This window comes from Heyndrickxia vini (assembly GCF_016772275.1).
Classification (GTDB): Bacteria; Bacillota; Bacilli; order Bacillales; family Bacillaceae_C; genus Heyndrickxia; species Heyndrickxia vini.
On sequence record NZ_CP065425.1, the window covers coordinates 2,251,593 to 2,275,211 of the forward strand.

Annotated in this window: 20 protein-coding genes and 1 riboswitch; of the genes, 3 read left to right on the top strand and 17 right to left on the bottom strand. The window is 36.2% G+C overall.

Annotated features, from left to right (window positions below):
- Positions 1-33: 33 nt before the first annotated feature.
- The gene (locus I5776_RS11325) at positions 34-3,816 is read right to left on the bottom strand and encodes an AAA domain-containing protein (protein WP_202776522.1); all 3,783 of its coding nucleotides are present in this window, start codon (positions 3,814-3,816) and stop codon (positions 34-36) included.
- A gap of 703 nt (positions 3,817-4,519) precedes the next feature.
- On the opposite strand from I5776_RS11325, the gene tnpA reads away from it, so the two are divergent.
- Positions 4,520-5,002 carry an IS200/IS605 family transposase gene (tnpA, locus tag I5776_RS11330; RefSeq protein WP_202776523.1) on the top strand — a complete coding sequence of 161 codons (483 nt, stop codon included), beginning with the start codon at positions 4,520-4,522 and terminating at the stop codon, positions 5,000-5,002.
- 77 nt (positions 5,003-5,079) lie between these two features.
- On the opposite strand, the gene I5776_RS11335 is transcribed toward tnpA, so the two are convergent.
- The 5 genes from I5776_RS11335 to I5776_RS11355 all read right to left on the bottom strand — a co-directional run bounded on the left by I5776_RS11335 (position 5,080) and on the right by I5776_RS11355 (position 8,873).
- The gene (locus I5776_RS11335; RefSeq protein WP_202776524.1) at positions 5,080-5,268 is read right to left on the bottom strand and encodes a hypothetical protein; all 189 of its coding nucleotides are present in this window, start codon (positions 5,266-5,268) and stop codon (positions 5,080-5,082) included.
- A 136-nt stretch (positions 5,269-5,404) separates the two neighbouring features.
- A complete protein-coding gene (locus I5776_RS11340) occupies positions 5,405-5,632 on the bottom strand; it encodes a hypothetical protein (protein ID WP_202776525.1) in 228 nt (75 codons plus the stop codon).
- A gap of 574 nt (positions 5,633-6,206) precedes the next feature.
- Positions 6,207-6,539 (bottom strand): hypothetical protein, encoded by a 333-nt coding sequence (locus I5776_RS11345; protein WP_202776526.1) that lies wholly within the window; start codon positions 6,537-6,539, stop codon positions 6,207-6,209.
- Positions 6,524-7,378, bottom strand: coding sequence for a DNA replication protein DnaD (locus tag I5776_RS11350; RefSeq protein ID WP_246483775.1), 855 nt, complete (start codon positions 7,376-7,378; stop codon positions 6,524-6,526). The genes I5776_RS11345 and I5776_RS11350 overlap by 16 nt, the downstream gene beginning before the upstream one ends.
- Before the next feature lie 445 nt (positions 7,379-7,823).
- Entirely contained in the window at positions 7,824-8,873 is a 1,050-nt protein-coding gene (locus I5776_RS11355) for a PA2928 family protein (RefSeq protein WP_202776527.1), read from the bottom strand.
- A 270-nt stretch (positions 8,874-9,143) separates the two neighbouring features.
- On the opposite strand from I5776_RS11355, the gene I5776_RS11360 reads away from it, so the two are divergent.
- The gene (locus tag I5776_RS11360; RefSeq protein ID WP_202776528.1) at positions 9,144-9,566 is read left to right on the top strand and encodes a hypothetical protein; all 423 of its coding nucleotides are present in this window, start codon (positions 9,144-9,146) and stop codon (positions 9,564-9,566) included.
- Between the two features lie 249 nt (positions 9,567-9,815).
- On the opposite strand, the gene I5776_RS11365 is transcribed toward I5776_RS11360, so the two are convergent.
- The 10 genes from I5776_RS11365 to I5776_RS11410 form a co-directional block, all read right to left on the bottom strand.
- A complete protein-coding gene (locus I5776_RS11365; RefSeq protein ID WP_202776529.1) occupies positions 9,816-11,267 on the bottom strand; it encodes a M20 family metallopeptidase in 1,452 nt (483 codons plus the stop codon).
- A gap of 24 nt (positions 11,268-11,291) precedes the next feature.
- On the bottom strand, positions 11,292-12,578 hold the full coding sequence (locus I5776_RS11370; RefSeq protein WP_202776530.1) for an amidohydrolase: 1,287 nt from the start codon (positions 12,576-12,578) through the stop codon (positions 11,292-11,294).
- 30 nt (positions 12,579-12,608) lie between these two features.
- Positions 12,609-14,114, bottom strand: a complete 1,506-nt coding sequence (locus I5776_RS11375) for an AbgT family transporter (RefSeq protein WP_202776531.1) — start codon at positions 14,112-14,114, stop codon at positions 12,609-12,611.
- Between the two features lie 174 nt (positions 14,115-14,288).
- The gene (locus I5776_RS11380) at positions 14,289-15,587 is read right to left on the bottom strand and encodes a hypothetical protein (RefSeq protein ID WP_202776532.1); all 1,299 of its coding nucleotides are present in this window, start codon (positions 15,585-15,587) and stop codon (positions 14,289-14,291) included.
- 317 nt (positions 15,588-15,904) lie between these two features.
- Positions 15,905-16,558, bottom strand: a complete 654-nt coding sequence (locus I5776_RS11385) for a vWA domain-containing protein (protein ID WP_202776533.1) — start codon at positions 16,556-16,558, stop codon at positions 15,905-15,907.
- A 78-nt stretch (positions 16,559-16,636) separates the two neighbouring features.
- On the bottom strand, positions 16,637-17,608 hold the full coding sequence (locus I5776_RS11390) for a macro domain-containing protein (protein ID WP_202776534.1): 972 nt from the start codon (positions 17,606-17,608) through the stop codon (positions 16,637-16,639).
- A 155-nt stretch (positions 17,609-17,763) separates the two neighbouring features.
- Positions 17,764-18,396, bottom strand: a complete 633-nt coding sequence (locus I5776_RS11395) for a Vat family streptogramin A O-acetyltransferase (RefSeq protein ID WP_202776535.1) — start codon at positions 18,394-18,396, stop codon at positions 17,764-17,766.
- A gap of 43 nt (positions 18,397-18,439) precedes the next feature.
- Complete coding sequence (locus I5776_RS11400) at positions 18,440-18,985, bottom strand: DUF1697 domain-containing protein (RefSeq protein WP_202776536.1); 546 nt, start codon at positions 18,983-18,985, stop codon at positions 18,440-18,442.
- Positions 18,986-19,056: 71 nt separating this feature from the next.
- On the bottom strand, positions 19,057-19,548 hold the full coding sequence (locus I5776_RS11405; RefSeq protein WP_202776537.1) for a hypothetical protein: 492 nt from the start codon (positions 19,546-19,548) through the stop codon (positions 19,057-19,059).
- A gap of 18 nt (positions 19,549-19,566) precedes the next feature.
- Positions 19,567-21,387, bottom strand: a complete 1,821-nt coding sequence (locus tag I5776_RS11410; RefSeq protein WP_202776538.1) for an SEC-C metal-binding domain-containing protein — start codon at positions 21,385-21,387, stop codon at positions 19,567-19,569.
- 183 nt (positions 21,388-21,570) lie between these two features.
- Positions 21,571-21,670: riboswitch (purine riboswitch) on the top strand.
- 93 nt (positions 21,671-21,763) lie between these two features.
- Between I5776_RS11410 and I5776_RS11415 the strand changes: the two genes are divergently transcribed.
- Entirely contained in the window at positions 21,764-22,948 is a 1,185-nt protein-coding gene (locus I5776_RS11415; protein ID WP_202776539.1) for an MFS transporter, read from the top strand.
- Positions 22,949-23,029: 81 nt separating this feature from the next.
- Here I5776_RS11415 and I5776_RS11420 read toward each other — a convergent pair whose 3' ends face one another.
- Positions 23,030-23,581, bottom strand: coding sequence for a DJ-1/PfpI family protein (locus tag I5776_RS11420; RefSeq protein ID WP_202776540.1), 552 nt, complete (start codon positions 23,579-23,581; stop codon positions 23,030-23,032).
- Positions 23,582-23,619 lie beyond the last annotated feature (38 nt).

The window sequence follows — 23,619 nt, forward strand, 5'->3', positions numbered from 1 at the left end:
AAAAGGTATGAACCAAAAAGCTTATACTTTCTCTTATTGTACTATCTTTTCTCGTACTTCCTGAATTTTCATTAGTTCTTTCACTTTCTGATCAATTCTTTCAATTTCAACGGCTGGATTTTTCCACCAATTACGACTCCAAATTCTTTCTATGATCCAACCACGATTTTCAAGAAATCTTTGTCGGTAAACATCTCTTTCTTTAGCATTAGAAGAACTATGGTACATTGCACCATCACATTCAATGCCCAAGATATATCTTGACGCATCATTAGGATGTACAATAGCTAAATCAATTCGATATCCTGACATTCCGACCTGGGTTGTTACTTCATATCCAAGGTTTCTTAATTGAGTATATACTTGTTCTTCAAATGGTGAATCAAAGTGTAATTCCATTGATTGGACTTGTGTGTTAACATTTTCATTGATTTCTTTAATTACAGCCTCAATTTGATCTGATTGAGATTTGGAAACTGCCCTTGCATATTTCAAATACGATTTAAGTAATTTAGGGCCAATTTGGGCAGTACCTGCAACGTTTAGCTCTTCAGGTTCAATGCTAGAAACAATTACAATTCCTTCTTTAGCCCTTGTAATTGCAACATTTAATCGATTTTCCCCACCCTTTTGGTTTAACATTCCAAATCGATTATAGATCTTACCTTCTTCATTTTTGGCATATCCAATCGAAAATAATATAATATCTCTTTCGTCACCCTGTACGTTTTCTATATTTCTCACAAAGATTCTTTCATCTAAATCCCTTGACATCATTTGATGATATGCAGCGGCTAACTCTTCATCAGTACCGGTTGCTTTTTCAATTATATCTAATATTTTCGTTTGTTGCTTTGCATTGAAGGTAATAATACCGACAGTTTTTCCGGGTTGTTCAATTAAAATATCCTTTAATGTACTCACTACTTCAATCGCTTCGACTTCATTCGATTGGTTTATCCATCTTCCATTGTCTACTTTTTTCCATTGTAATGCCGGCGGATTTTTAAACGGAACGACATTTGGTGCAATTTGAACATATCCATTATAAAAAGCATGGTTTGAGAAGTTTATAAGCTCCTCGTATTTGGAACGATAATGCCATTGAAGAATCTTCTCTGGAAATCTTCTTTTTGCTAGGTTTAATAAGCTTATTGACTCATCAATGTCATATTGCTCATCTTCATCCTCATCGTTCGAGAAAGAGGATTGAAACATATTAAATGGTGGTAGCTGTTTTTCATCTCCTGCAATTACAACCTGTTTAGCACGATAAATAGATGGGATCCCACTTTCAACGGTACATTGTGATGCTTCGTCAAATATAACTAAATCAAATAACCCGTCTCTTAATGGAAAAATAGATGAGACAATCTCCGGTGAAACTAGCCAAACTGGCAAAATATCTTCTAGGCCATCTTCAGCAAATTCGTTTATCATCTTTCTTAAGGACCAAACTCTACTTTTCTTCCCTACTTGATGTTTGAGTTCTCGCATTCTTTTTGGATGACTTGTTTGGACTTTTTCTACATTTTTTGAAAGAGAATACTTTAAATATTGAGCCGCTATGTCTCTTTTTTCATCAATAAGCTTCGCAAATGATCCTCTAATTCTCGCAAATTCATTTGTTGACACCTTTTGCACTTGTGGATATTTTTTTTCCGTTAGATCTATCCAATGAACGTATGTTGAGTTTCTTAATAAATCAGTCCAAAATTCGGATAGGGTACTATCGGTTTGCGGGGTTTTTTTCTGTAATTCGATTATCACTTCTTTCTCCAAATCTGAACTGTTATCCCAATAACGATCCATCTGTTGAAGTTCTTCAAAATCTTGATGTATATATTCTACAATTTTATCGAGATCGGATAACGGGATATCTCCTTCTGATATACGATTTTTAAATTCTTCAATTTTCGCATCACTAATGTACCTTTTTAACTTGTCAATTTCTTCGGCCATCATTTTTGTTTCTTTGCCTAATTTATGCATAATTATTAAGGATTTCTTAATTTTAATCCATTCTGTTGATTTTGTTCCTTTAAATTTTTCTCCTTCAATTAATTCTTCAATAATGGATTTACCTGAAAAAGTTGTCCATAACCACAACCGAAGACCTTGCATGGTTCGTTTATTTTCATCATCTAAATCCAGGTAAACTTTATCGAGCTTATTTTGAACTAACCAAGTATATGCAGGGGTAATTTTCTCATAGTCTAAGGAATTTAAATATTCCACAGCATATTTGGCTTTTTGAATTAGATTATTCAGTAACTCTACCGCTTCAAGCTTATCCTTTATTTCTAAATTAGCAAACGATTTGCGATCTTTTAAAGCATACTTTTCATCGCCAAATTGTTCAAACCATTCCGCGTATGTGTATACTCTTTCTAAAATATCGGCTAACAGTTCCTTGTTCAAGTGGGGCAATACTTTGCTCACATCAATGATTTGTGTCTTATCATCCACTGGTGTTGCATATCCATATAAATCGTACAAACGATAACCAAAATCCTGATATTCATATAATGCATGAGCAATATTATTCAATAATTCTTCTTGCGTTGACAACTTTTTTGAAGTAGATTTCAAATGATCTATTGCTTCTTCATTAGTTACTCGATTTTGTTCAAGATCAGATCCGATTTTTGTATATAATTTCTTCCGATCATTTTTTTCATCATGAACAAGTGCAATATGATTACTTAATCCTAATCCATCTAGTCGCTGATAAATAACATCCAGTGCAGCACGCTTTTGAGAAACAACTAATATTTTCTTTTCTTGATTGAGCGCATCAGTAATCAAATTAACAATAACTTGAGATTTTCCAGTACCAGGTGGGCCATGAACAACGATACCTTTTTCACTACGTGCTTCATTCAAAATTTCTTCTTGAGACCCATCTGCTTGTAATAAGTTTAATATATCGGGATTTTCAGTTTCAGAATCTACAACATGGTTATCATTTTCAGTATCTATTTCCCGATCTTTTGGATCAATTAATTCTCCCACTAAAGCCAAATCACTATCAATAGAGAGTTCAATCAAGCTATCGTAATCCTTAACCAAAGACGAGCCGCCTTGAGGGAAATTTCCAATGATTGCATTTTCTAAAAGTGTTAAATTCACGACCTCAGGTATATCTTCTTTTCGATATTCTTTTAATTTTGTAATTCCTTTAGGAGTAAAAGAAACATTTATATCAAATTCCCTTAAAACAGTAAGCCATGCATCGAAATTGACATTTGAGGAAAGTTCAGCTAATTTTCCAAAAAAATCTTCTGTAAATGTTATATTGTTTATTTTTTGAAAAGCTAAGAATAAAGTCCGATTGATTTGTGGTTCCCCTTCATCTTCAACCTTTAATACCCACTTTTGTGTGTTAATATTACTCTTCTCAAGTTTTACTGGATATAAGAAAAATGGAGCTTGAAAAAAGGTATTATCGGAAAACGTACCTGATAAGAATGGATACCCCAAATAAAAATCATGGATTCCTGTTTCTTCTTCTATAGCTTTTATATTTCTTGATAGATCAGTAAGCTTTCTCGATAGGACCATAGAATCTTCATTATTCAATGTTGGTTTCAATAATGTTATTTCTCGATTCGATTGCTTAATAATCTCCTCTACAATTTTAGAACTCGTACCTATCTTTACTTCTTTATCTACACTTACCTTTTTTTCATCCAATTTATCTAAATCCGTTAGATCGAAGCTCCATTTGTTGTAAAGCTTTAGTAATCTTATTGAACGATTACGCCTACTGATATCGTTGAGCTTGTCCCTCATGTGGATCAATTTTTCTTTCATTTCCTAACCTCTTCTTTCAAATTTCAATTATATTACATCTACTCATCATTTAATGATATTCCAATGTTAATAAAAATAGTATAGTTGCCAATTCTTTAGCATCTAAATTATACAAAATCGTATTTTGTAAACATTTGTAAGTAGTCATTGATATTATATCAAATTACGTCGATTAGGAACGGAAAATCTTTGAAAAGGAAAATTTCCGAAGAATGTTGAGAAATAAATTAGGAGTAAAAAGCTAATAAATGAATATTAATATTCTCGTAATGAGGATGCTATACTTTTTTCGTAAATCTGTTATACGTTTTTGTCGAAACTTCATTTAAATTTAATTTTTACCGATTTAGGCTTTACACCTTCAAATTCGTTGGGTTTAAATGATTATCCTTCTCCTTTAGCCACGTATCCTAATTATGATTTTTCTTTTCTATATACCTAACCGGATCAGGAGCCCCATCAAAAGTCAAGTAATCTTTTATGAAATTAGGGGTATGACCTTGATTCATATTCTTAAATTGATAATAGAAAAAGCTAACCACTTAATTCATAGATGGTTAGCTTTTTTCTTCTTGTAGAAACGAAAACCCTAGGCTAGGCCAAGGTTCTAAAAAGCTTTCAGCGTGGTATTAAAAAAACTCTTCCGGGGTGCTAAAATAAATGTGGTTCGCCAACCAATTATTTAGCATACGGAGGAGTTTTTATGTCCAAAGACACTAATAGTTTAGCACACACAACTTGGAATTGTAAGTACCACATCGTGTTTGCCCCGAAATACAGGAGACAAGTAATTTATGGAAAAATTAAAAAGGATATCGGGGAAATACTGCGTACTCTATGTGAAAGAAAAGGTGTAGAGATTATCGAGGCCACAGCGTGTAAAGACCATGTACATATGTTAGTAAGTATACCACCTAAGCTAAGTGTGTCGGCGTTTGTAGGATATTTAAAAGGAAAAAGTAGCTTGATGATATTTGATCGTCATGCAAACCGGAAATATAGATATGGGAACCGGAAATTTTGGTGTACTGGATATTATGTGGATACAGTTGGAAGCAACAAAAAGGTGATAGAAGAATATATACGTAACCAGATACAAGAGGACGTAGTCGCGGAACAATTAAGTATGATGGAATACCTTGATCCATTCACTGGTGAAGAGGTAAAGAAAAAGAAACGGAAGTAAGAAGAAGGTCTTTGAGGTCTGGTCAGCAACAAAGGCTTTCAGCCGCAGAGAAAACCACGCGTTCTCACGCGTGGTTTTTATTTATATTTTAAAGCTGACGGCTTTAGATCATTTGGAATCGGTTGAATATATTCATTGCCTTCTTTTCCTTGGCAAGTTCTTGTTTTGCCTTGTCGATAAGCATTGGTTGTTCCAATAGGTGCAGGGTTGTTCCGGCAAGGACTTTGGCTGCTTGTATCTTCCTTTGGTGCCGATGGTTGATCCACCTTGGGAAACTACTTGCCATGTGTGCAATGGGGTTTCAAAGACAAAGGTTATTCCCTAGAATTGTGCGGTCGGAATATTCCAGCTCATATCTCCTACATCTGTCAAGCCGAACACATACTTCTGTTGTTTCAGTCATTAATGCTGCCTTGTTGCATCTCTTTTCCCTTTCTCGATTCCTTTCTCAATCCCACGTTCCTCTGCTTTTACTTCCCATGCCGTTTTCAATTCCATCACTTTCATCGCCTCTTTTCCGTCAAGTGACTTAATATCCTTCTCCAATTGCTCTTCTTCCTCCTCATTAAGGATTAGATACTGATCAAAAAAGCTTGCAATTAAATGAGCTCTTGCTGAATTCAGTTCCATTCGCGGAATCATTCTAAGAAATTCCTTCTTTACCTGAACTTTTTCTTTTTTTATAATCCATTTTACTCAAAAGTGCGGCGGTTACTGGATTATCATGTTGTATATACTCTTTCTAATTCAAGACTTTAGGTTGTACTTTGAGAAACTTAATATATAAAACATGATGAAATGGAAATGATATCACGAACTGATTGGGTTCTTTCTTTCTTTCTTCTTTTTATAACTAAAAACAGCATATAATTTAATCGCCAAAATGCAAGTTTGGCTTTAGAATAGAATGCTTATCCCACTTTGAATTTCGTCTATTAATTCTTCCTCCGTATCCTCCCCACTTGCACAATCGATATAAAAGGAGCAACCAGTGGTGATATGCATAGCCCAGGCTTCTAATAATGCTTGATAGGTTGTCTCTAAATGATTTAAAACGTTTATTGAACCTACATATCCATTCCCTGCTGCAAATGTTTCAAATCTAACTGGATATTCTTCGATTGCGCTTGGCGTTCTATTTCCTAATTGAATTAGTTTAGGTATCCCTTAATAATCAATCACCAATGAATTGGAAACGTTATCGTCACCGTTTGATTAATACATTTTTTATTTGTTGTCTTGTGATAACTGGATTTTTCGGTTTTGTTGTACGATGTGCAACTATCTCAAAAGAATAACCATCATCGAATAATTTTCCTTCTCCTTTAGGTATAGTACTTGATTCTACTCCATTAATTATTACTCTACCAGTTGAATCAAGCCAAAACTTAGCATCTTTATATGATTTAAAAAGCATTTCTCTAGTATGATCAAACGATGTGAATTCTTCTAATGTTGTCCAAGTACCATCTTTACGTAGTCGAAATGTGTTATCAAAACCCGATAGATATTTATAAGCGTTTATTGAAAAATACATATTTCCCACTCCTTTTTGTTAAGTTGTAGAAAGCTTGAATTATCCAACCACGACAACAACTGCTCTTTTGCACTTACGTTCGTAAAACCAAATCCGTTTGCATCCCAAAACTCCATAATTTCTTTCACATCATCGGTTTTTGGAATACTTAGTGACGGATTCGCTATGTCTGGGTTATTCTCTATACTTGGATAGAGATCATTTTGTTGTTGTTTTTCTTTTTCTTTTTGTTTTTCTTTTTGCCCACGTGTCGTAAAACGAGTCGTTAACGTATCGTCAAATTGTATGCAGGAGTCTTTTTCGTCCTCTCCATTTTGTCCGCTTGTCGTATATCGAGTCGTTAACGCATCGTTAAATTCTATACATACATTTTTTTCATCCTCATCTTTCTCTCCAGTCACCATGTGCATTGCATTTTGTTGATAAAAAGCTTCATATAGGCCCCTAATCTCTTTCTTATGTATAGATTCTAAAACATATTGGATAAGTGAAAGATCCTCGACCTCTTTCAATTCGGAAACAATACAATCCATGACTGGTTTTCCACCTTTTTGGAGGTTTTCTTTTCCCCAGTTCTTAATTGCCAGTTCCCTCGTTTCAGGATTGTATCGAATCAACTGATGATGCTTTTCGAATCGCTCCATTAACGAATGCACACTTTCAATTGAATAGCCTAAATCAAACGCCATTTGTATCTTCGTAATTCGATAGATTCCAATTTGTGTCGTATGCGGATTCGTAAGCAGGTAAAGGTAAAAATACTTATCCTCCGGGGTCATCTCTTCTAGCACCATTGGACTCTTCCAAAATTCAGAACGCACCATTCTATACTTTGCCATCTTCATCCACTCCCTTTTCTTCATCTAAAATTGCTTTCATATTTTATATAGGGTTTTGTGTATAAAAAAGGCACCACATATTCAGTTGATTTATGAATATTATGTGACAAAATGCATGTAAGTCGTGATCTATTATTATAATTCGTCTTCCATTCTTCTTTTGACAACACAAATGACTCTTATATTGATTCATTTGAAGCGTCCTTTAATTTGTTCATACTTAAAATATCCAGAATATAATAAAAGGAACATTGATTGCAGCCAATGTTCCTACCCTACTAGTCTAGGATTAACCCACCTAGAGCCGGGTGAGTTATTTCCGTTTTACAAAAGAAATAACAACTGCATTCACAGTTACGATAAATGATTCAACCATATTCTAATAGATAATGTAAAATGAGCTTTAGGCATGATCCCCCAAAGCTCAAACTTTTCAACAAATTGCTTATTTAACGGATTTGTTCCACAGGTAACTATATTTGTATTGTACCTTGCCGTCTGTCAATGAAATACGATAAACATAACCGGCACTTTGTATATAAAGATCGTTGTTCTCGATAAACCCTATGATTTCATTAGTTGTTTGTATAGTAGTAGACCAAAGTACTTTTTTATTTTGCAAATTCACTTTTGAAAAAGTTAGTGAATCATCATTTCGTTTTTCATTGTATGAAATGTAGCCAGTTGAATCTTTTTTATCATAAGCCAAGATGGATAGATTGATTAAATGACTATTGATCTCTTTCAAAGCGTCCTGGATCTCTTTTTGAGTTTCATCATTGGCTGCAAACACCTGCAGATCTCCGGTTTTGAAAAATGCATTGTCAAAGGTATGATCATTGATAATCTTTTTGTAATTGTCACTTTCCTTTAGTGAAAAATCTTTTAAATCTATCTTGTAATAGTGATTATCTATTCCGTAAACATACATATCCTTCTTATTATCAATATAATAGTCTGTAAAATTATAGCTTAGCTTTCCTTCTATTCCCGGAACTTTTTGATAAAATTCCTTTTCTGACATGGATTCCTTTCCTGTGAGTAGATCGATAAAGGTAAGCTTTTTCTTTTTCGTATTGATGACAATCATTTCATTATTCGTTTGGCCAATGACATAATCCTGCCAATTTGATTTTTTTGTCCACTCTTTTTGTCCTGTCACACGATTAACTGCTATAAATTCAAAAGAAGATACACTGGTGGAAATGCCATTAGATTGTCCATTGGGCACTTTTATTGCCACTTTATTGACTATTAGCGATTTCCCATTCTTATTAATAGTTAATGAAGGTACTTCAGCTTTAACATCGACATGGCGTCCAGCTCCGTTAAAAACAAGCAGAACAAAGCAACCGATAAAAAAATACACAATAAGCATAGTACCCAATACTGTAAATGTACGCTTAAAACTGCTCTTCCCAGCTTTGATCTTCTTAATCGTTATGTATAACCAGATCGAAATTAAAAGAAACAAGACAACATAAAGAATTCCCACTACCAGATCGAGGAAAAACCATCCCCTAAATAACCAAGCTCTCAGTAAATTGATAAAAAACAAAAATTCCCCCTCCTTGTTCGATGATAATTATACCAAAATTAGTATTACCTTCCTATCAAATGGGGTTGCCATCCTAACTCCTTATTAAACACTGTCATTTCTTGTAAACTTCAATCTACTGATGGTATAATGTCACTATCATTTTTGGTGTAATCAACCAAAAATGGGTAAAATGATATATTTATATAACAATTAGGAGGAATAATTTTGAATGATTTTGGTGAACTTTTGTATGCTGGTAAGACCGACAGCAACAAAAATGGTTTTGCATTTATTTTTTTAGGCATTATAGCGATTGTCGGCGCAAATTTCATCTATGCAAAAATGATGTTAATGATTATTGGAGGCGTGTTTGCACTCATCGGATTATACTTACTTCTATTTAAACGAAGTGAAAAATTGTCAATCTATGAAAATACGATTGTTTTGACAGTAAAAGGACAAGAAGTGTTGATTCCAAAAGAACAGATTAGCCAAATCGAATATCAGAAACTAAAAGTTAGAAGAAGTCCTGTCGTGAATTATTATCCAGTACTTATATTAAACGATCAAAGAAAAGTGTTACTTAATAAGGCTTTCAATTCCATGATCAATCAAGATTTCAAGAAAGTGATCGAATCATACCTTTGATTAGCACGATTCTAAAAAAGGACAGCCAATGACAGTAGACACAATTAAAAAGGTTATGCCGCCACCTGACATCGATACTCAATCAGTGCCAAGTGGCTTAATTTTTTGAAAACGTTTATCGTTTTAAAATAAATTAGTGGTTTTTATTAAAATAATTGAAATGAAAACACCGGGAACCTTGTAACAAGGCCTATAGAAGAAGCTAACCACTTCATTACGACAAAGTGGTTAGCTTCTTCTGTTTACTTCCTATTTTAAAGCTGATGGTTTTACATCTTTCGGAATCGGTTGGATGTATTCATTGCCTTCTTTTTCACTGGCAAGTTCTTGTTTAGCCTTGTCGATAAGCTCTGGATGTTCGAATAGGTGCAAGGTTGTTCCGGCAAGGACTTTGGCTGCTTGGATCATTCCTTTTGTGCCGATGGTTGATCCGCCTTGTGAAACGACTTGCCAAGTGTGCAACGGGGTTCCAAAGACGAAGGTTCTTCCCCAGAATTGTGCAGTTGGAATATTCCAACTCACATCTCCAACATCTGTCGAGCCGAACATAATTCCGTCTGTTTTGTGAAACGGAATGACCTTTTCAATAAATGGACTACCTTGAATAAAACCTTCAATTTTTTTAACGGAGTAGCCAGTTATATTCTTGATATCATTGATTTTATTCTCAACGTCACCAGCGGTAATAGTGGCTTTTACATTGCGAGCAAATTCCAATTCCTCTTCCGTGTAATGAGGGAAGCCCACTTCTTCGAGGTATCCTCCCATGACTTCACCAAGTACTGAGTTCGGAATATAATTCGAACAAGCTTTGTCGAAACGAACCTCTACTTCTGTTTCAGTCATTAATGCTGCCCCTTTGGCAATATTGATGACCCGATTGTAGATGTCAATGACTTGGCTAATTTTCGGTGCACGAATAAGATAAAGTACTTCAGCGTCTGCCTGAACAACATTCGGTGAATTTCCACCCGTATTGGTAACGGCATAGTGAATTCTCGCTTCCGGAATGACGTGCTCTCGTAAATAGTTCACACCAACATTCATGAGCTCTACTGCATCCAAGGCACTTCTGCCTAAATGCGGTGAATTTGCCGCATGGGAAGCGATTCCTTTAAAGGAGAAATACACTTGGTAGTTTGCGAGAGAGCTTTGATGAAATACTCCGCTATATGATTCAGGATGCCACGTTAAGGCAGCGTCGATTCCTTCAAACACTCCTTCACGAACCATAAAGGTTTTTCCGGATCCACCCTCTTCACCGGGACAGCCAAAATATTTCACCGTACCTTTTATTTGCGGGTTTGCTTCGAGGAAGTCTTTTAAAGCTACAGCCGCCGATATCCCTGCAACGCCAAGCATATTGTGACCGCATCCGTGACCATTTCCATTCGGGACAACTGGCTTTGCTTCTGCTTCCTTTCGCTCTTGGCTCAAACCAGATAAGGCATCGTATTCTCCTAAAATCCCAACAATCGGTCCACCTTGATCAAATGTCGCTGTGAAGGCTGTTTCAATCCCTCCGACACCTTTTTCTACAACAAATCCGGCTTCCTCTAAGGCATTCGTTAATAGTTTTGCAGACTCAAATTCTTCAAATCTTGTTTCTGCTAATTCCCAAACTTTATCTGCTAGTTCAACAAAATTTGTTTGTTTATTTTCTACTAATTTTTCAATTTCCTTTAAATACAATGAAGTCATGATTTCAAAACGCCTCCCTAAGAATTATTTCGTCACTACGACCTTTTTTTCGGATAAGGTTCTTCGTGCTAATCGTTCTAATAATGAAACCGCATTGAATAATGCTTCTTCTTGAATATCAAATTTTGGATGGTGATGGGGTGCGGGATGATCCACACCGACAACCATATAGGTTGCTTTTCCACCATTTTCTTGAACTCTGTGAATCATGTAGGATGCATCTTCACTTCCTAATGCACTGTCTGATGAACCTTGTGAAATCGTCTTAAATCCTGGAATATGTTGTGCTTCTTGTTGGGCAAGATCGACAAGTTCCTTATCACAGTTAATTGGAATCGCACCACCTATGACCTCTATTTCAGCCGTCACACCTTGCATGTCGGCACTGCTTTTCACGATACTTTCTACTCGTTTTACCAGTTCTTTATTTACCTTTTCAGAGGAGGATCTCGTTTCCAAAATGAGCTTAGCGTGTTCAGGAATGATGTTGGCCGCTGCCCCGGATTGCAGCACTCCCACATTGACCCTTGTATCTGCTTCACTAAAACGTGGGATTGCATGAATATTTAATGTTGCCGTTGCAGCTGCTAAAAGGGCATTACGGCCATGTTCGGGCGATGCGCCTGCATGGGCAGCCGTTCCAGTGAAATCAGCTCGTAATTTCGTTGTTGCTAAAAATCCACCCGTTCCACCATGGAATTCACCAAGCGGTACTCCTACGCCCAAATGGTAGCAATAAAGATAATCCACATCGTCGAGAATCCCTTTTTGTACAAGAGAATAAGCTCCTCTTACGCCTTCTTCTGCGGGCTGGAAAATCAGTTTTACTTTTCCTGGAAAGTCACCCTTACTTAATTTCTCGGCGAGCCCAATTCCGGTTGTTGTGTGACCATCATGACCGCACGCATGCATGTTTCCTTTGTATTTCGAGCGAAAATTCTGTGCTGCAGGTACGTGATCTTCCTCAGTACTTTCTAAAATAGGCAGAGCATCCATGTCAAAACGAAAGGCGACAACAGGCCCCGGCTGATTTCCTTCAATTTCACCGATAACGGCTGTATATCCACCTTTCATTTTTTCGATGATTTCAGGATTTGCTCCATCTTTTAGAGCTCTCTCATACGCCTGTTCAAGAATTTCCTCATCGGGGACCCCTCTGCGGGATGCTCCGTCCATTACTTCTTTGCCATAGTTCACCTTAATATTAAATGACTTCAATAATTCTATGACTTTTCCGGCTGTTCTGAATTCGGTAAAGCCAACTTCAGGATGTTGATGTAAGTCTCTTCTTAATTCTATTAAGTCCACCATATGATTCACTCCTTTAAATTTTTACGTAACTTATTTCATTATCGGATAGATGCCTGGACCAATTGGAAGACCCAACAAATACCAAACGACTACGAATAAAATCCAAACGATTAAAATGATAATCGGATATGGAAGAATTAAAGAGTAATAGGTTCCCAGTTTTGCATCCGGCCGATATTTTTGAAGAAAGCCAAGAAATAACGGAACGAATGGGGAGACTGGTGACAATGGAATAACCGATGAATCCGCCACCCGAAACACGACTTGTGCAAATGCTGGATGATATCCGAGCATCATAAATAATGGGATAAAAACAGGTGCCAGCATCGACCAAATCGCTGAACCACTCGCAATAAATAGACTCATTAAAGCAGATATAAACAACAAACCGATAACGACAGGCAATCCAGAGACGCCCATTTTGTTTAAAGCGGAAACAATTGATAACGCGATAAATTTCCCCATGTCACTATAACTGAAAAGTGCGACAAATTGAGATAAAGGAAAAACAAGGATAATAAAGCCAGCCATTCCTTTCATCGGCTTTACCATTAGCTCCGGAATATCATTTTGCTTTTTGATCACACCAGCAACACATCCGTATGTAATGGAAACGACAAAGAATAACCCCATAATTAAGCCGACAATTCCGGACATAAATGGTGAAGGCAAAACCGTTCCATGCTCTGGATCTCGTAAAATACCAGATTTCGGAATTACCATACATGCAATGATTACAACATAAATAAGACCCGCTATTCCCGTAGCTTTTAGTGCCTTATTTTGCTGAGGTGTAATCTTCTCTAACTTTGCTTCTACTTTTCCTTTAAACGTTCCTAAACGTGGCTCTACAAACTTGTCCGTAATTATTGAAATCACAATCGTGAGGAGAATAACGGAAGTTGCCATAAAGAACCAGTTGTCTAGTACTGAGACAGATACAGCTTTATCAATCCTCGTTGAAATTTGGCTGCTGATTCCCGATAATAGAACATCTGTTGTTACGATGAGCATATTTGCGGTAAAGCCTGAAGCAACCCCGGCGATTGTAGCTAGAAGCCCTGCAATCGGGTGCCTTCCTACGGCCATGAAAATAATCGCTCCTAACGGTGGCATAATAACAATTGCCGCATCGGAAGAAACATGGCTGAAGAACGCGATAAATACAACAACATAACTTGCATACTTACCTGAAATGCCAGTGGTCATTTTGCGAATCAATACTTCCAATAGACCTGTTTGCTCAGCTAATCCAAATGCTAAAATTAAGGCTAAAATATAGCCCAATGGAAGAAAGCCCGAGAAGTTTTTAATCACATTCGGCAGAAACCATTGTAAGCTTTCTGCACTTAGTAAATTCTTTACTCGTACAGCTTCACCACTTGCAGGATCATGAACACTTAAGCCTAACCAAGAGATAATCGCTGTAACAACGACTAAAATTGCCGTTAAATACACGAACAAAAGAAAAGGATTCGGGATTTTATTTCCTACCCTTTCAATGGAATCAAAAAAACGATAGCTTTTTTTCGTCATGTAAACGCCCCCTTTGCCTACAAAGCTTAAACCGCAGAAAATGTCCACGCTTTCATCGTTCATTTTCGGAATATTTAAGGAATTTGTCTATAAATAATATTAATTGTCTATATTATAAATTGCAATAATTTTTTAAAAATAGACAAAAAATAAAATAAGCACCATCTGTGATGCTTATTTTATTTTATATAATTTACTTGGTCGCCCGCGATTTGTAGCTAATTCTTCTCCTACACATTGGAGAAGATCAATATTATATAGATCCGTTACTATTCGTCTAGCATTTCTTTCCGTCATTTGAAGTTGATCAGCTAAATCTTTGACGGTAAATTCGCTCCATCCTAACCGATGAATAATAGCAACAATTTTATTATAGGTTTTCGCACTAACGTTTCCCTTTTTCAATTTCTTCAAAATTTCTTGGTCATCGGTACGTGTTGAATACTCAAACAACTCTTGGTTAACCATTAACTCCGAGACTGTTCCATTTTCTTGTATAATCACAATCTCTTGTTTTGTTTTTTCCTTTGATTGTTGTAGTGCCAATGTGGCATTCACCTCCGCGAAATGAACGGTTTTCCCATAGCCAATGCCCACTGCAATTGTTGTATTTGATTCTGAAGACAAGTATTGAATCGTATTATTAATCGACTCCAATTCTCTCTCAATCGCTCCACGTGTGTTAAAAATTAAATATCTTCCATTGCCTTTTTCGACGAATGATCCATTTAATTTCTCACACAGCTTAATAATCATTTCTTTAAAACGAAGTTCCAAGTATTGTAGATGATAAGGTGTTTTTGTTTTTTCAATGATTCGATCAAATTGCTCAATTTCAATGATAATCACACCAATTTGTGTATCTTTAAAGTAAGAAGCTCGTATTTTTTCTGTAAGAATATTAAGCGTTTGCCGAATCTGCATGCGGGTCGGGGTTGTCCAGTATGCGGGAATCCCTAGTTGCTTCAAGGTTTGATATACACTTGAAAAACAGGTTAAAACCGCCTCCGTTTTTCCGGAATTCCACAAGTCCAAATGGAAATCAAGGATTTCCTTCGAATCGATATCAGACCAAAATGGTTTCGTGTAAACATGATCAAAAGAAACGGTTAATTGTTCCAACGCTTCCTCCAATTCGTTTGTTGGCATAATGACATCGACACTTACCTGTTTCAATAATTTTCCTTGTTCATAGGTCATCTCCAAAAAGGATTTATAAAAACTGGATTCCATGATTGGAACATAAGCCATATTCGCGTCATTCCCGAGTTCTTTCTTAGCAATCTCATAAGGAATCTGTCCAGAAAATAACCAGGCATTCACTTGAATGCCGTATTTCTTGATAATCTCTACCGTTTCCTTCGAATCATGATACGTATAGGGTGTAAATTGCAACTCATCCTGATATTCCTCTACCAAACTTAAAATCCGGTCGACCGATGCAGCCGGACCTACAACCCCAATTTTATACATTTTTCCCCACCAGCCCCTAAAACATGAATTTCTTTCATCATAGCAAAAAGTTGTGCAATAATCATGTGGTTGGTGGAAGTTTATAATATGGTTCAATCTTTCGAGGACTGAGGGTCCGCTATTTCTGTTAAAGAGTCATATTTTAATAGCGAAGCGGACACAGGAGACGTTATTTACAAAAAACGCTGAGAAATCACTGCTTTTTTACAAAATAACGGAACATATGTCCGCGAACATAGGGAAATAAGGTATTTTGTCACAATTAACGGAATTGGTGTCCGCATATACAAAAATCAAACTTGTACCACCAATATTTATTACCTTTCACTCGTACGCCGATTAAAATCCTTCACTACTTCTTCTTTCCAGCACCGATCAATCTTTTCCCCACTACGAATATTAAGCACTGCTTCATTTATCGCTTCATAACTTACTTGCGTTCCTTCCCGATCAGCATGATAATCAACAGCGAAGTCCTCATCAATTCCAAAGTTAGCAGCGGTTGCGATTGCATCGATATTCGCTCCAAGGAAAATGAATTCCCATCCGTATTTTTCTTTTTGATGCTGAATCATGTTCCTGATTTTGTCTGTTGTATATTCTTTGCTGGCATTTTCCATGCCATCAGTTGTCATGACGAAGACAACCTTTTCTGCACGTTCTTCCATACTTGTTTTCTTTTGAACATTAATCATCTTTTGTATGCTACAACCGATCGCATCTAATAATGCAGTAGTGCCCCCTACCTCATAATCTTTTTCTGTAATCGGTGCGATACCTTTTACATTTATTCGATCATGCAGTAATTCGTATTGGTGATTGAATAATACAGTTGTAATGATGGCTTCTCCTTCAGCTTTTTGTTGTTTCTTTAACATTGAGTTATAACCACCAATGGTATCTACTTCAAGTCCCGCCATTGAGCCGCTTCTGTCTAAAATAAACACCAGTTCAGTTGAATTCTTTTTCATCCTTAATCATCCTCCATTCTTTGATGAACTTAGAATAGCAAGAATCAGATAAAAAAAGGTCGCCTCAAAAGCGACATTTTAGGAACCTAATAGTGGCTGATCAAAAGCAAATAATGCTTCATTGATTTCATGTATATTGAAATTTTCTTGTTCGATAAAATACTTAATAATAATGTCAAATTTACTGCTGTGTGACAAAGTATAGCCTGCACTAGTCAGCAGTTCCTGTGTTTCCTCTAAACCTAATTTCAACGCGATGGCAAAAGCTACAGCCGTTTTCTTCTTTGGCGCATAGTCTATATCTTTCCTAATCTTCGAGAATAATCTGCGGTCAATATTTGCCCTTTTATACGTTTCAACATCTGTCATTTCTTTTTCATCAATGTATCGCAAAAGGCGTTCAGAGAAGGATTCATCCAGCTGATCCAAAAGAAACTCCAAAGAATTGTTTAGATCCTCATAGTGAAATTCAGCCTCCAGTGGTTCCACTCGACTCCGTATAAATTCTTTTTCAACTTCAGCTACATAATGCTCATCAATGTATTGATGGATGGATGAAAATAGCTTCTGACTGATTCCGAAGGATGTTTTATCAAAAACTACGAGATAGACAAGCATGTCGTGTTTAATTAAAAACGAACTAATAGCGGAGATTGCAATTTGTAATGCCGCTTCTTTTGGAAAGCCATATATACCGGTTGATATCAATGGGAAAGCAATGGATTCACACTGATATTCTTTTGCTAGGTTCAAAGAGTGATTGTAAGAAGACATTAATTGTTCCGCTTCTTGGTTACCTCCCCCTTGCCAAACCGGACCCGGGGTATGAATGATATATTTTGCATCTAAATGAAAGCCTTCTGTAATAACTGCTTCCCCGACTTGGCATCCACCGATTTTATCGCATGCCTTCTGAAGTTCATTGGCACCTGCAGCTCGAAAGATTGCACCACATACACCCCCACCCATTTTCAAAGCTGTGTTGGCTGCATTGACGATCACATCCACTTTCAATTTTGTAATATCATGACGAATGAGTTCTAATGGCATCATTTTCCCCTTTCTATTCTGCGATATGACCATTTATAAATGAGCGAAAAATTCGCAAGGATGGATAATTTTTAATGAGTAAAAAAACGAAAACAATAAAATAGGATGCCAAGAATGATTAATTCTCGACTTCCCATTTTGTTCATGATGTGCTATTAAATTTCCTTAATTTTTGTCAGTTCTCCACTGCATAGAGTATCAAGATTATCAAAAATTTTACGAGCGGGCCAATCCCACCATTTAATGGTAAGGAGATGATCGATAAGTTCGTCATCAAATCTTTTCTTAATAATTTTGCAAGGATTCCCACCCGCAATATGGTAAGGGGGGACATCTTTTGCAACGACAGAATTGGCCGCAATGATTGCCCCATCACCTATGTGCACGCCGGGCATGACAGTGACATTTTGACCGATCCACACATCGTTTCCAATTACAGTGTCACCTTTAAGAGGTAAGTCTTCCAGTGTTGGCGTCGATTTCTCCCAACCATTGCCCATAATGTTAAATGGATAGGTAGTGACACTATGAATTCTATGGTTTGCACCATTCATGACAAATTCAATTCCCTTTGCTATTGCGCAAAATTTGCCGATAATCAGCTTATCTCCAATAAATTCATAGTGATGTGTAACATGCTCCTCAAACTTTTCCGCACCGTTTATGTCGTCATAGTATGTGTAGTCACCGACAATAATATTTGATCGTGTGACAACGTTTTTAATAAAGCAGATACTTTTAATTGCCTCGTTTGGGTAAATGGCATTAGGATTAGGACCATAATGCATATAAAAATTCCTCCTTGCACAAAATGATATAAAAAATGTCCAATTAGCTATTTTGAGCTAGCATGAGTTCATATATTTTACGAGTGGTATTGACATTTCTGATCGTAACTTGTTTGTATATCTTTGATCCAATTATCTTTGACATTCCGCTCTTGGTTACATTTTCTTTGTCAACAGACCAGAGAATTGCACCGGGAACATATTTTACCGTGTCAATCGTTGGTTTGATGACCAAATTTTCAAGTACAAATTCATTATCAATTTCATCCCATAAAAACATGACATCACTTTTCATGTCTTTATCATTTTTCCAAGTATCCGGAATAGCGTTAATGATTGATTTGACATCATCGAAGCTACGAACGACTACTTTAATTAGTAATCCGAAAACATTATGTATCGCTTCTTCTAAAATACGTGATAGTTCCTTTTTTGATGAGCATTTGGATGAAAAAATAATATTACCTGTATTGATGTATGTTACCACATCATTCATCCCGACTTTTTCAAACGTTTGTTTAAGCAACTTCATGTCAATTTTATTTTTTCCACCTACATTTATCCCTCGAAGAAGCGCGATATAAACCATAACCTTTCTCCTTTCAACTTTTTACATATCATTTCAAAGCAACGAAGATTTCTAAAGTATTTTTATGGTTTTCACCCTTTATTCAATTCTTTCAATGTCTCAACAGAATAATAAAACATTTCTACTAAATCATCGATCATTTCCTCTACTATGAAACGTGAAAAGTTGATCATGATTTCTTCTTGAATTCCTTGTAAGGAGGAATGGATTCTACGTTCATCGTATATATAGTTAGGACCCCAATGGTGTTTTATTATTTCAAAGTAGTTTGTTTCTTCCTGATTCCATGAAAATGAAAGATAGACAAAACTCCCAACTTGCTTTTGAATTCCTACTTGTAAAAGCTCAGTGGCTAACTGATTTAGTTTTGCTTCAAGTCTTAATTTCGCACATATTTCTGATGAGTGATTTAAACAATAGGTTATTTCATACCATCTTGAAAGCGTTGCTAAATCGACAATATCCTTGCGATCAATCACTTTAATCAGGCCATCTAAATCCATATCATAAGCTGCACCCTCAACCACAACTTTCATATTTTCATATGCTGTCGGATCGAACATATTATTCACTCCTAATTTTTACATGCCTATAATTCGTAATCGTTGTTTCTCTGTTCTCTCAATTGCTTTAAGTAAGTCTCCAGAAAGATTAGTATTTTCCTTCGCATCCAGCCATTTTGTCAATGATTTGAGTGTACTTAAAAAGTCTTTCACCTGTGTCTTACTTACAGAATTGAACAGATCAAAATAATCTTTTAAAACGATTCGCTCCCAATTGGTTTGTTGCAATTTATCCCAACTAGTTAATCTATTGGTTTCAAGAATCTCTCTTAAGTCATATAAACTATTTCTATATTTTCTTATCGTATTTTCACTCTTACCATCGGTTTTTTCTTTGAAAAAGCTTACTAATGATTTTGCATAAAAGTTGTCAATTGTGTCGGGCATAAATCCTAGATATTCATAAAACGGGATATCCTCATTTTTCACGAGAGGTGGTTTGATTGGCACAATCCCCGAGAATCGATTGTCTCCTCCCGTAACAAAAGGAGAAAATGGGAGCCCTAGTTTTTTTCGGACGGTATTAAAATCTGCCGATATTTCTACTTCTCCATAATCTTTTTTTACAAGTTGATATATGGTATATTCATGTTGTTTTAACCATATTTCCACATCATCAACTCGACCGTTTTCCATCAATTCATGTGGTGAAAGCTGATCAAACATTGGAAGTGATCGATCGAGAGCAAAATTTAGATTGGTTTGAGCATAGAGCGCAAAATATTTCGGTACATCTTCATCGAAATATACAGCCATATTTTTTATCTCAACTGTATACGGAATGATGTGCGATTGTATCTTTTCATTAACTAACTCAAGGGATATTGCCCATTTGCCCGCCTTCTGTTTAAATTGTTCAAAAATTTCTTTATCATTACAATAAAATTGAAGAAGATTTTTTTCTAATGAGATCGTTCCTAATTTTTCAGCGATTTGGGCTTTTCCATTCATCTCACTATCGAAAAATTCTTTCCAATTACAAAGCCAACTAAGTTTTTTGTCATCTTTCTCCCAAGTATCTATAACAAATTCTGATTCTTCTTGCAGGAAATCTATGACGGCTACCTGATCCCTGACTTGATACTGGATTGTAAATTCGTGAATTTCTTTTACTTTTCGATCAACATCATGACCTTTTGAATCCTCGCCTATAAATTCTGCGATGATTTCAGGATAGTATTCAAAGAAAACATGATCGCGACTTAATTTCGTTTCATCCATTAACTTTTGAATAAACGCTTTTACCCTGCTAAGATTTTGTGGTCCCAAAAATATTCTAACACCATGGAAATAATCCTGATTTTCGAACTGTTCTATTAAACTAATCGTTCCAACCCATGGTGCAAAAGCAGGTACATATTCATTTTTATCTAAAATTGAATACATTTCCTTTGTATCTACCTCTTCAAATAGAATATTTGTGTTGGTCCTCCCAATAGCTTGAACGATTTTTGGTGTTAGTTTGGCCCAATTCTCAGCCAATTTTCTCTCATCGTTGGTTAGCTTAGAGCTATTTTCTCTCAAAAACCATTCAATTCCACGAAGACCATTTTCGTAAAAATTAAAGAAAATGAGCCAGTATTCGAAAAATCCATTTTCATTGTCTGGAATTTTTGCTTGTGTTCTTCTCAGGAAATCCGAATGTAATTGAAACATTTGGTTACTTGAAATTTTTCTATCTAAAAAACCTTTCAATTTCAAAACAAGTTCATGCCGTTCTTGAAGAAAACGTTCTTCCCTTACTGCACCTATTTGCACAACATTTTTCTTCAATAAACAACACTTTTTATACTTTTTCCCACTTCCACATGGACATGGGTCATTTCGATTTATCTTCATTATGTCACCTGCATTTTTAATTGACTTGAACCGAAAAAACAATTCTTAGCAATGTTCTAGGTTTTATGATAATAAATTGCTTGTGTATCGGTCAAATGGGTTGTTTTCCTTCACGCAGATATTGTGAGAAGAATTTTTTACTTGAAAAATAAAAAAAAGCATAGTAAAATAGCCAAAGTGATCACTACAAAACTAAATATAAACTGTATAACCTCTAGAATATGGCTAGAGGGTCTCTACCAGGAACCATAAAATCCTGATTACAGAAAATGAATTATTCGTTTTTTGTAATCAGGATTTTTTTTCGTTTTCTGGGGGAAATCCGCTACGCCTGTTTCTATTACTATAAATCTACGAGAAAGGATGCAAAACAACGATGAATTTTAAAGTTTTTATACTCGCATTATCGACTATTGCTGTAGGATTAGTCGAATTAATTGTTGGCGGGATATTACCAACAATCGCTGACGATTTTAACATTTCATTAAGTACTGCTGGACAGCTAATTACAGTATTTGCACTTATTTATGCGATTGCTGGGCCTGTTCTGCTTGTATTAACGAATAAAATTGAACGTAAGAAACTGTATCTTGTTTCCTTATTTGTTTTTTTCCTTGGTAATATCATGACCTATTTCAGTCCGAATTTTACCTTTATGATGGTTGCAAGGGTGCTAACAGGAACAAGTACCGCGCTTATCGTCGTACTTTCTTTGACCATTGCAGCAAAGGTTGTCGATCCAGCTCACCGCGCGAAGGCTTTAGGTCTCATTTTTATGGGTATTAGTTCATCACTTGTATTGGGCGTGCCTTTAGGTATCTTAATTTCTAATACATTTGGCTGGCGCATTATTTTCCTTGGAATCGCAGTGTTATCAATCGGCTCGATGGTACTAATTTCACTCTTTTTGGAGCGAATTCCTGGAGAAAGAACGATTCCACTTGTCCAACAATTAAAGGCAGTGGGCAGTGCGAAAATAGGAAGCGCCCATCTTGCTACCATGTTTATGCTGGCAGGCCATTATACACTCTATGCCTATTTCACACCATTTTTGGAGAAAAATCTTCATTTGAATTCTTATTGGATTAGTATCTGCTATTTCGCATTTGGGATTGCAGCAGTGTTTGGCGGTGCATTAGGCGGAACGCTTTCGGATTGGATTGGTCCTAAGAAAAGCATCCTTATCGTTATTAGTGCATTTGCGGTTGTTCTTTGCTTGTTGCCATTCACAACTTTTTCCCTTGTTCTATTTATTCCGATGATGATGATTTGGGGAGCATTGAGTTGGAGTTTGGCACCGCCTCAACAAAGTTATTTGATTCAAACCGATCCTGCTACGTCGGATATCCAGCAAAGCTTTAATAATTCAGCCTTGCAAGTAGGTATTTCACTAGGGTCAGCAATCGGCGGAATCGTTTTAAACAAAACCGGCTCTGTAACAAGCACAGCTTGGTTTGGAAGTGCTGTTGTCATTATTGCTTTGCTATGTGCCGTCTTTTCTTTGACTAGACCGACTATAAAAAGAGAAAAAACTACAGCAGCCTCTTCTTTTCAAAGTTAAGAAACCGATAATAAAAAAGTTCATGTGTGAAAATTAAGCGATTGAAGGGAAGCCATTTGACTACCCTTCACTCGCTTTTTATTATTGATTTATTTGATTAATAAATTCTCTCATAAACCCAGGAAGATCAGGCCAAGCGTGGCCAGAGACAAGATTTCCTTCCACATGAAGATGATTATCGATATACGTAGCACCAGTTGCCTCTACATCAGGTTTACATGCGATATACGCGGTTAATTCACGACCCTTCATGTATTCCTTTACCGTTGTTAGAATAAGACTGGCATGACAAATTGCACCGACTGGTTTGTTCTTCTCGAAGAAATGGGCCACAATTCGAGGGACATTTTCATTTAAACGAATATATTCCGGAGCTCTTCCGCCTGGAATGATTAGACCGTCATATTCTTCAGGATTGACATCTTCAAAGGCTAGATGTGATTCAATTAAATATCCTTTGCTCTCCGTATACGTGTCCCATCCGATGAAATCATGGACAACTGTTTGCAATTGCTTTTTGGATGGAGCAGCTATTTGAACATCATATCCCTCTTCAAGACAACGAAAATATGGATAGTAGATTTCTAGCGCCTCAACAGCATCACCGGCTAAAAGTAATACTTTCTTTGACATACATTTCTCCTCCCTTTATTTTACTCTTTTACTAGTAT

Excerpts from the sequence above, each read along its gene's own strand:
- I5776_RS11325 (WP_202776522.1), bottom strand. The coding sequence starts at position 3,816 with ATGAAAGAAAAATTGATCCACATGAGGGACAAGCTCAACGATATCAGT.
- tnpA (WP_202776523.1), top strand. The coding sequence starts at position 4,520 with ATGTCCAAAGACACTAATAGTTTAGCACACACAACTTGGAATTGTAAG.
- I5776_RS11340 (WP_202776525.1), bottom strand. The coding sequence starts at position 5,632 with ATGGAACTGAATTCAGCAAGAGCTCATTTAATTGCAAGCTTTTTTGAT.
- I5776_RS11345 (WP_202776526.1), bottom strand. The coding sequence starts at position 6,539 with ATGTATTTTTCAATAAACGCTTATAAATATCTATCGGGTTTTGATAAC.
- I5776_RS11350 (WP_246483775.1), bottom strand. The coding sequence starts at position 7,378 with ATGGCAAAGTATAGAATGGTGCGTTCTGAATTTTGGAAGAGTCCAATG.
- I5776_RS11365 (WP_202776529.1), bottom strand. The coding sequence starts at position 11,267 with ATGACTTCATTGTATTTAAAGGAAATTGAAAAATTAGTAGAAAATAAA.
- I5776_RS11370 (WP_202776530.1), bottom strand. The coding sequence starts at position 12,578 with ATGGTGGACTTAATAGAATTAAGAAGAGACTTACATCAACATCCTGAA.
- I5776_RS11375 (WP_202776531.1), bottom strand. The coding sequence starts at position 14,114 with ATGACGAAAAAAAGCTATCGTTTTTTTGATTCCATTGAAAGGGTAGGA.
- I5776_RS11380 (WP_202776532.1), bottom strand. The coding sequence starts at position 15,587 with ATGTATAAAATTGGGGTTGTAGGTCCGGCTGCATCGGTCGACCGGATT.
- I5776_RS11385 (WP_202776533.1), bottom strand. The coding sequence starts at position 16,558 with ATGAAAAAGAATTCAACTGAACTGGTGTTTATTTTAGACAGAAGCGGC.
- I5776_RS11390 (WP_202776534.1), bottom strand. The coding sequence starts at position 17,608 with ATGCCATTAGAACTCATTCGTCATGATATTACAAAATTGAAAGTGGAT.
- I5776_RS11395 (WP_202776535.1), bottom strand. The coding sequence starts at position 18,396 with ATGCATTATGGTCCTAATCCTAATGCCATTTACCCAAACGAGGCAATT.
- I5776_RS11400 (WP_202776536.1), bottom strand. The coding sequence starts at position 18,985 with ATGGTTTATATCGCGCTTCTTCGAGGGATAAATGTAGGTGGAAAAAAT.
- I5776_RS11405 (WP_202776537.1), bottom strand. The coding sequence starts at position 19,548 with ATGTTCGATCCGACAGCATATGAAAATATGAAAGTTGTGGTTGAGGGT.
- I5776_RS11410 (WP_202776538.1), bottom strand. The coding sequence starts at position 21,387 with ATGAAGATAAATCGAAATGACCCATGTCCATGTGGAAGTGGGAAAAAG.
- I5776_RS11415 (WP_202776539.1), top strand. The coding sequence starts at position 21,764 with ATGAATTTTAAAGTTTTTATACTCGCATTATCGACTATTGCTGTAGGA.
- I5776_RS11420 (WP_202776540.1), bottom strand. The coding sequence starts at position 23,581 with ATGTCAAAGAAAGTATTACTTTTAGCCGGTGATGCTGTTGAGGCGCTA.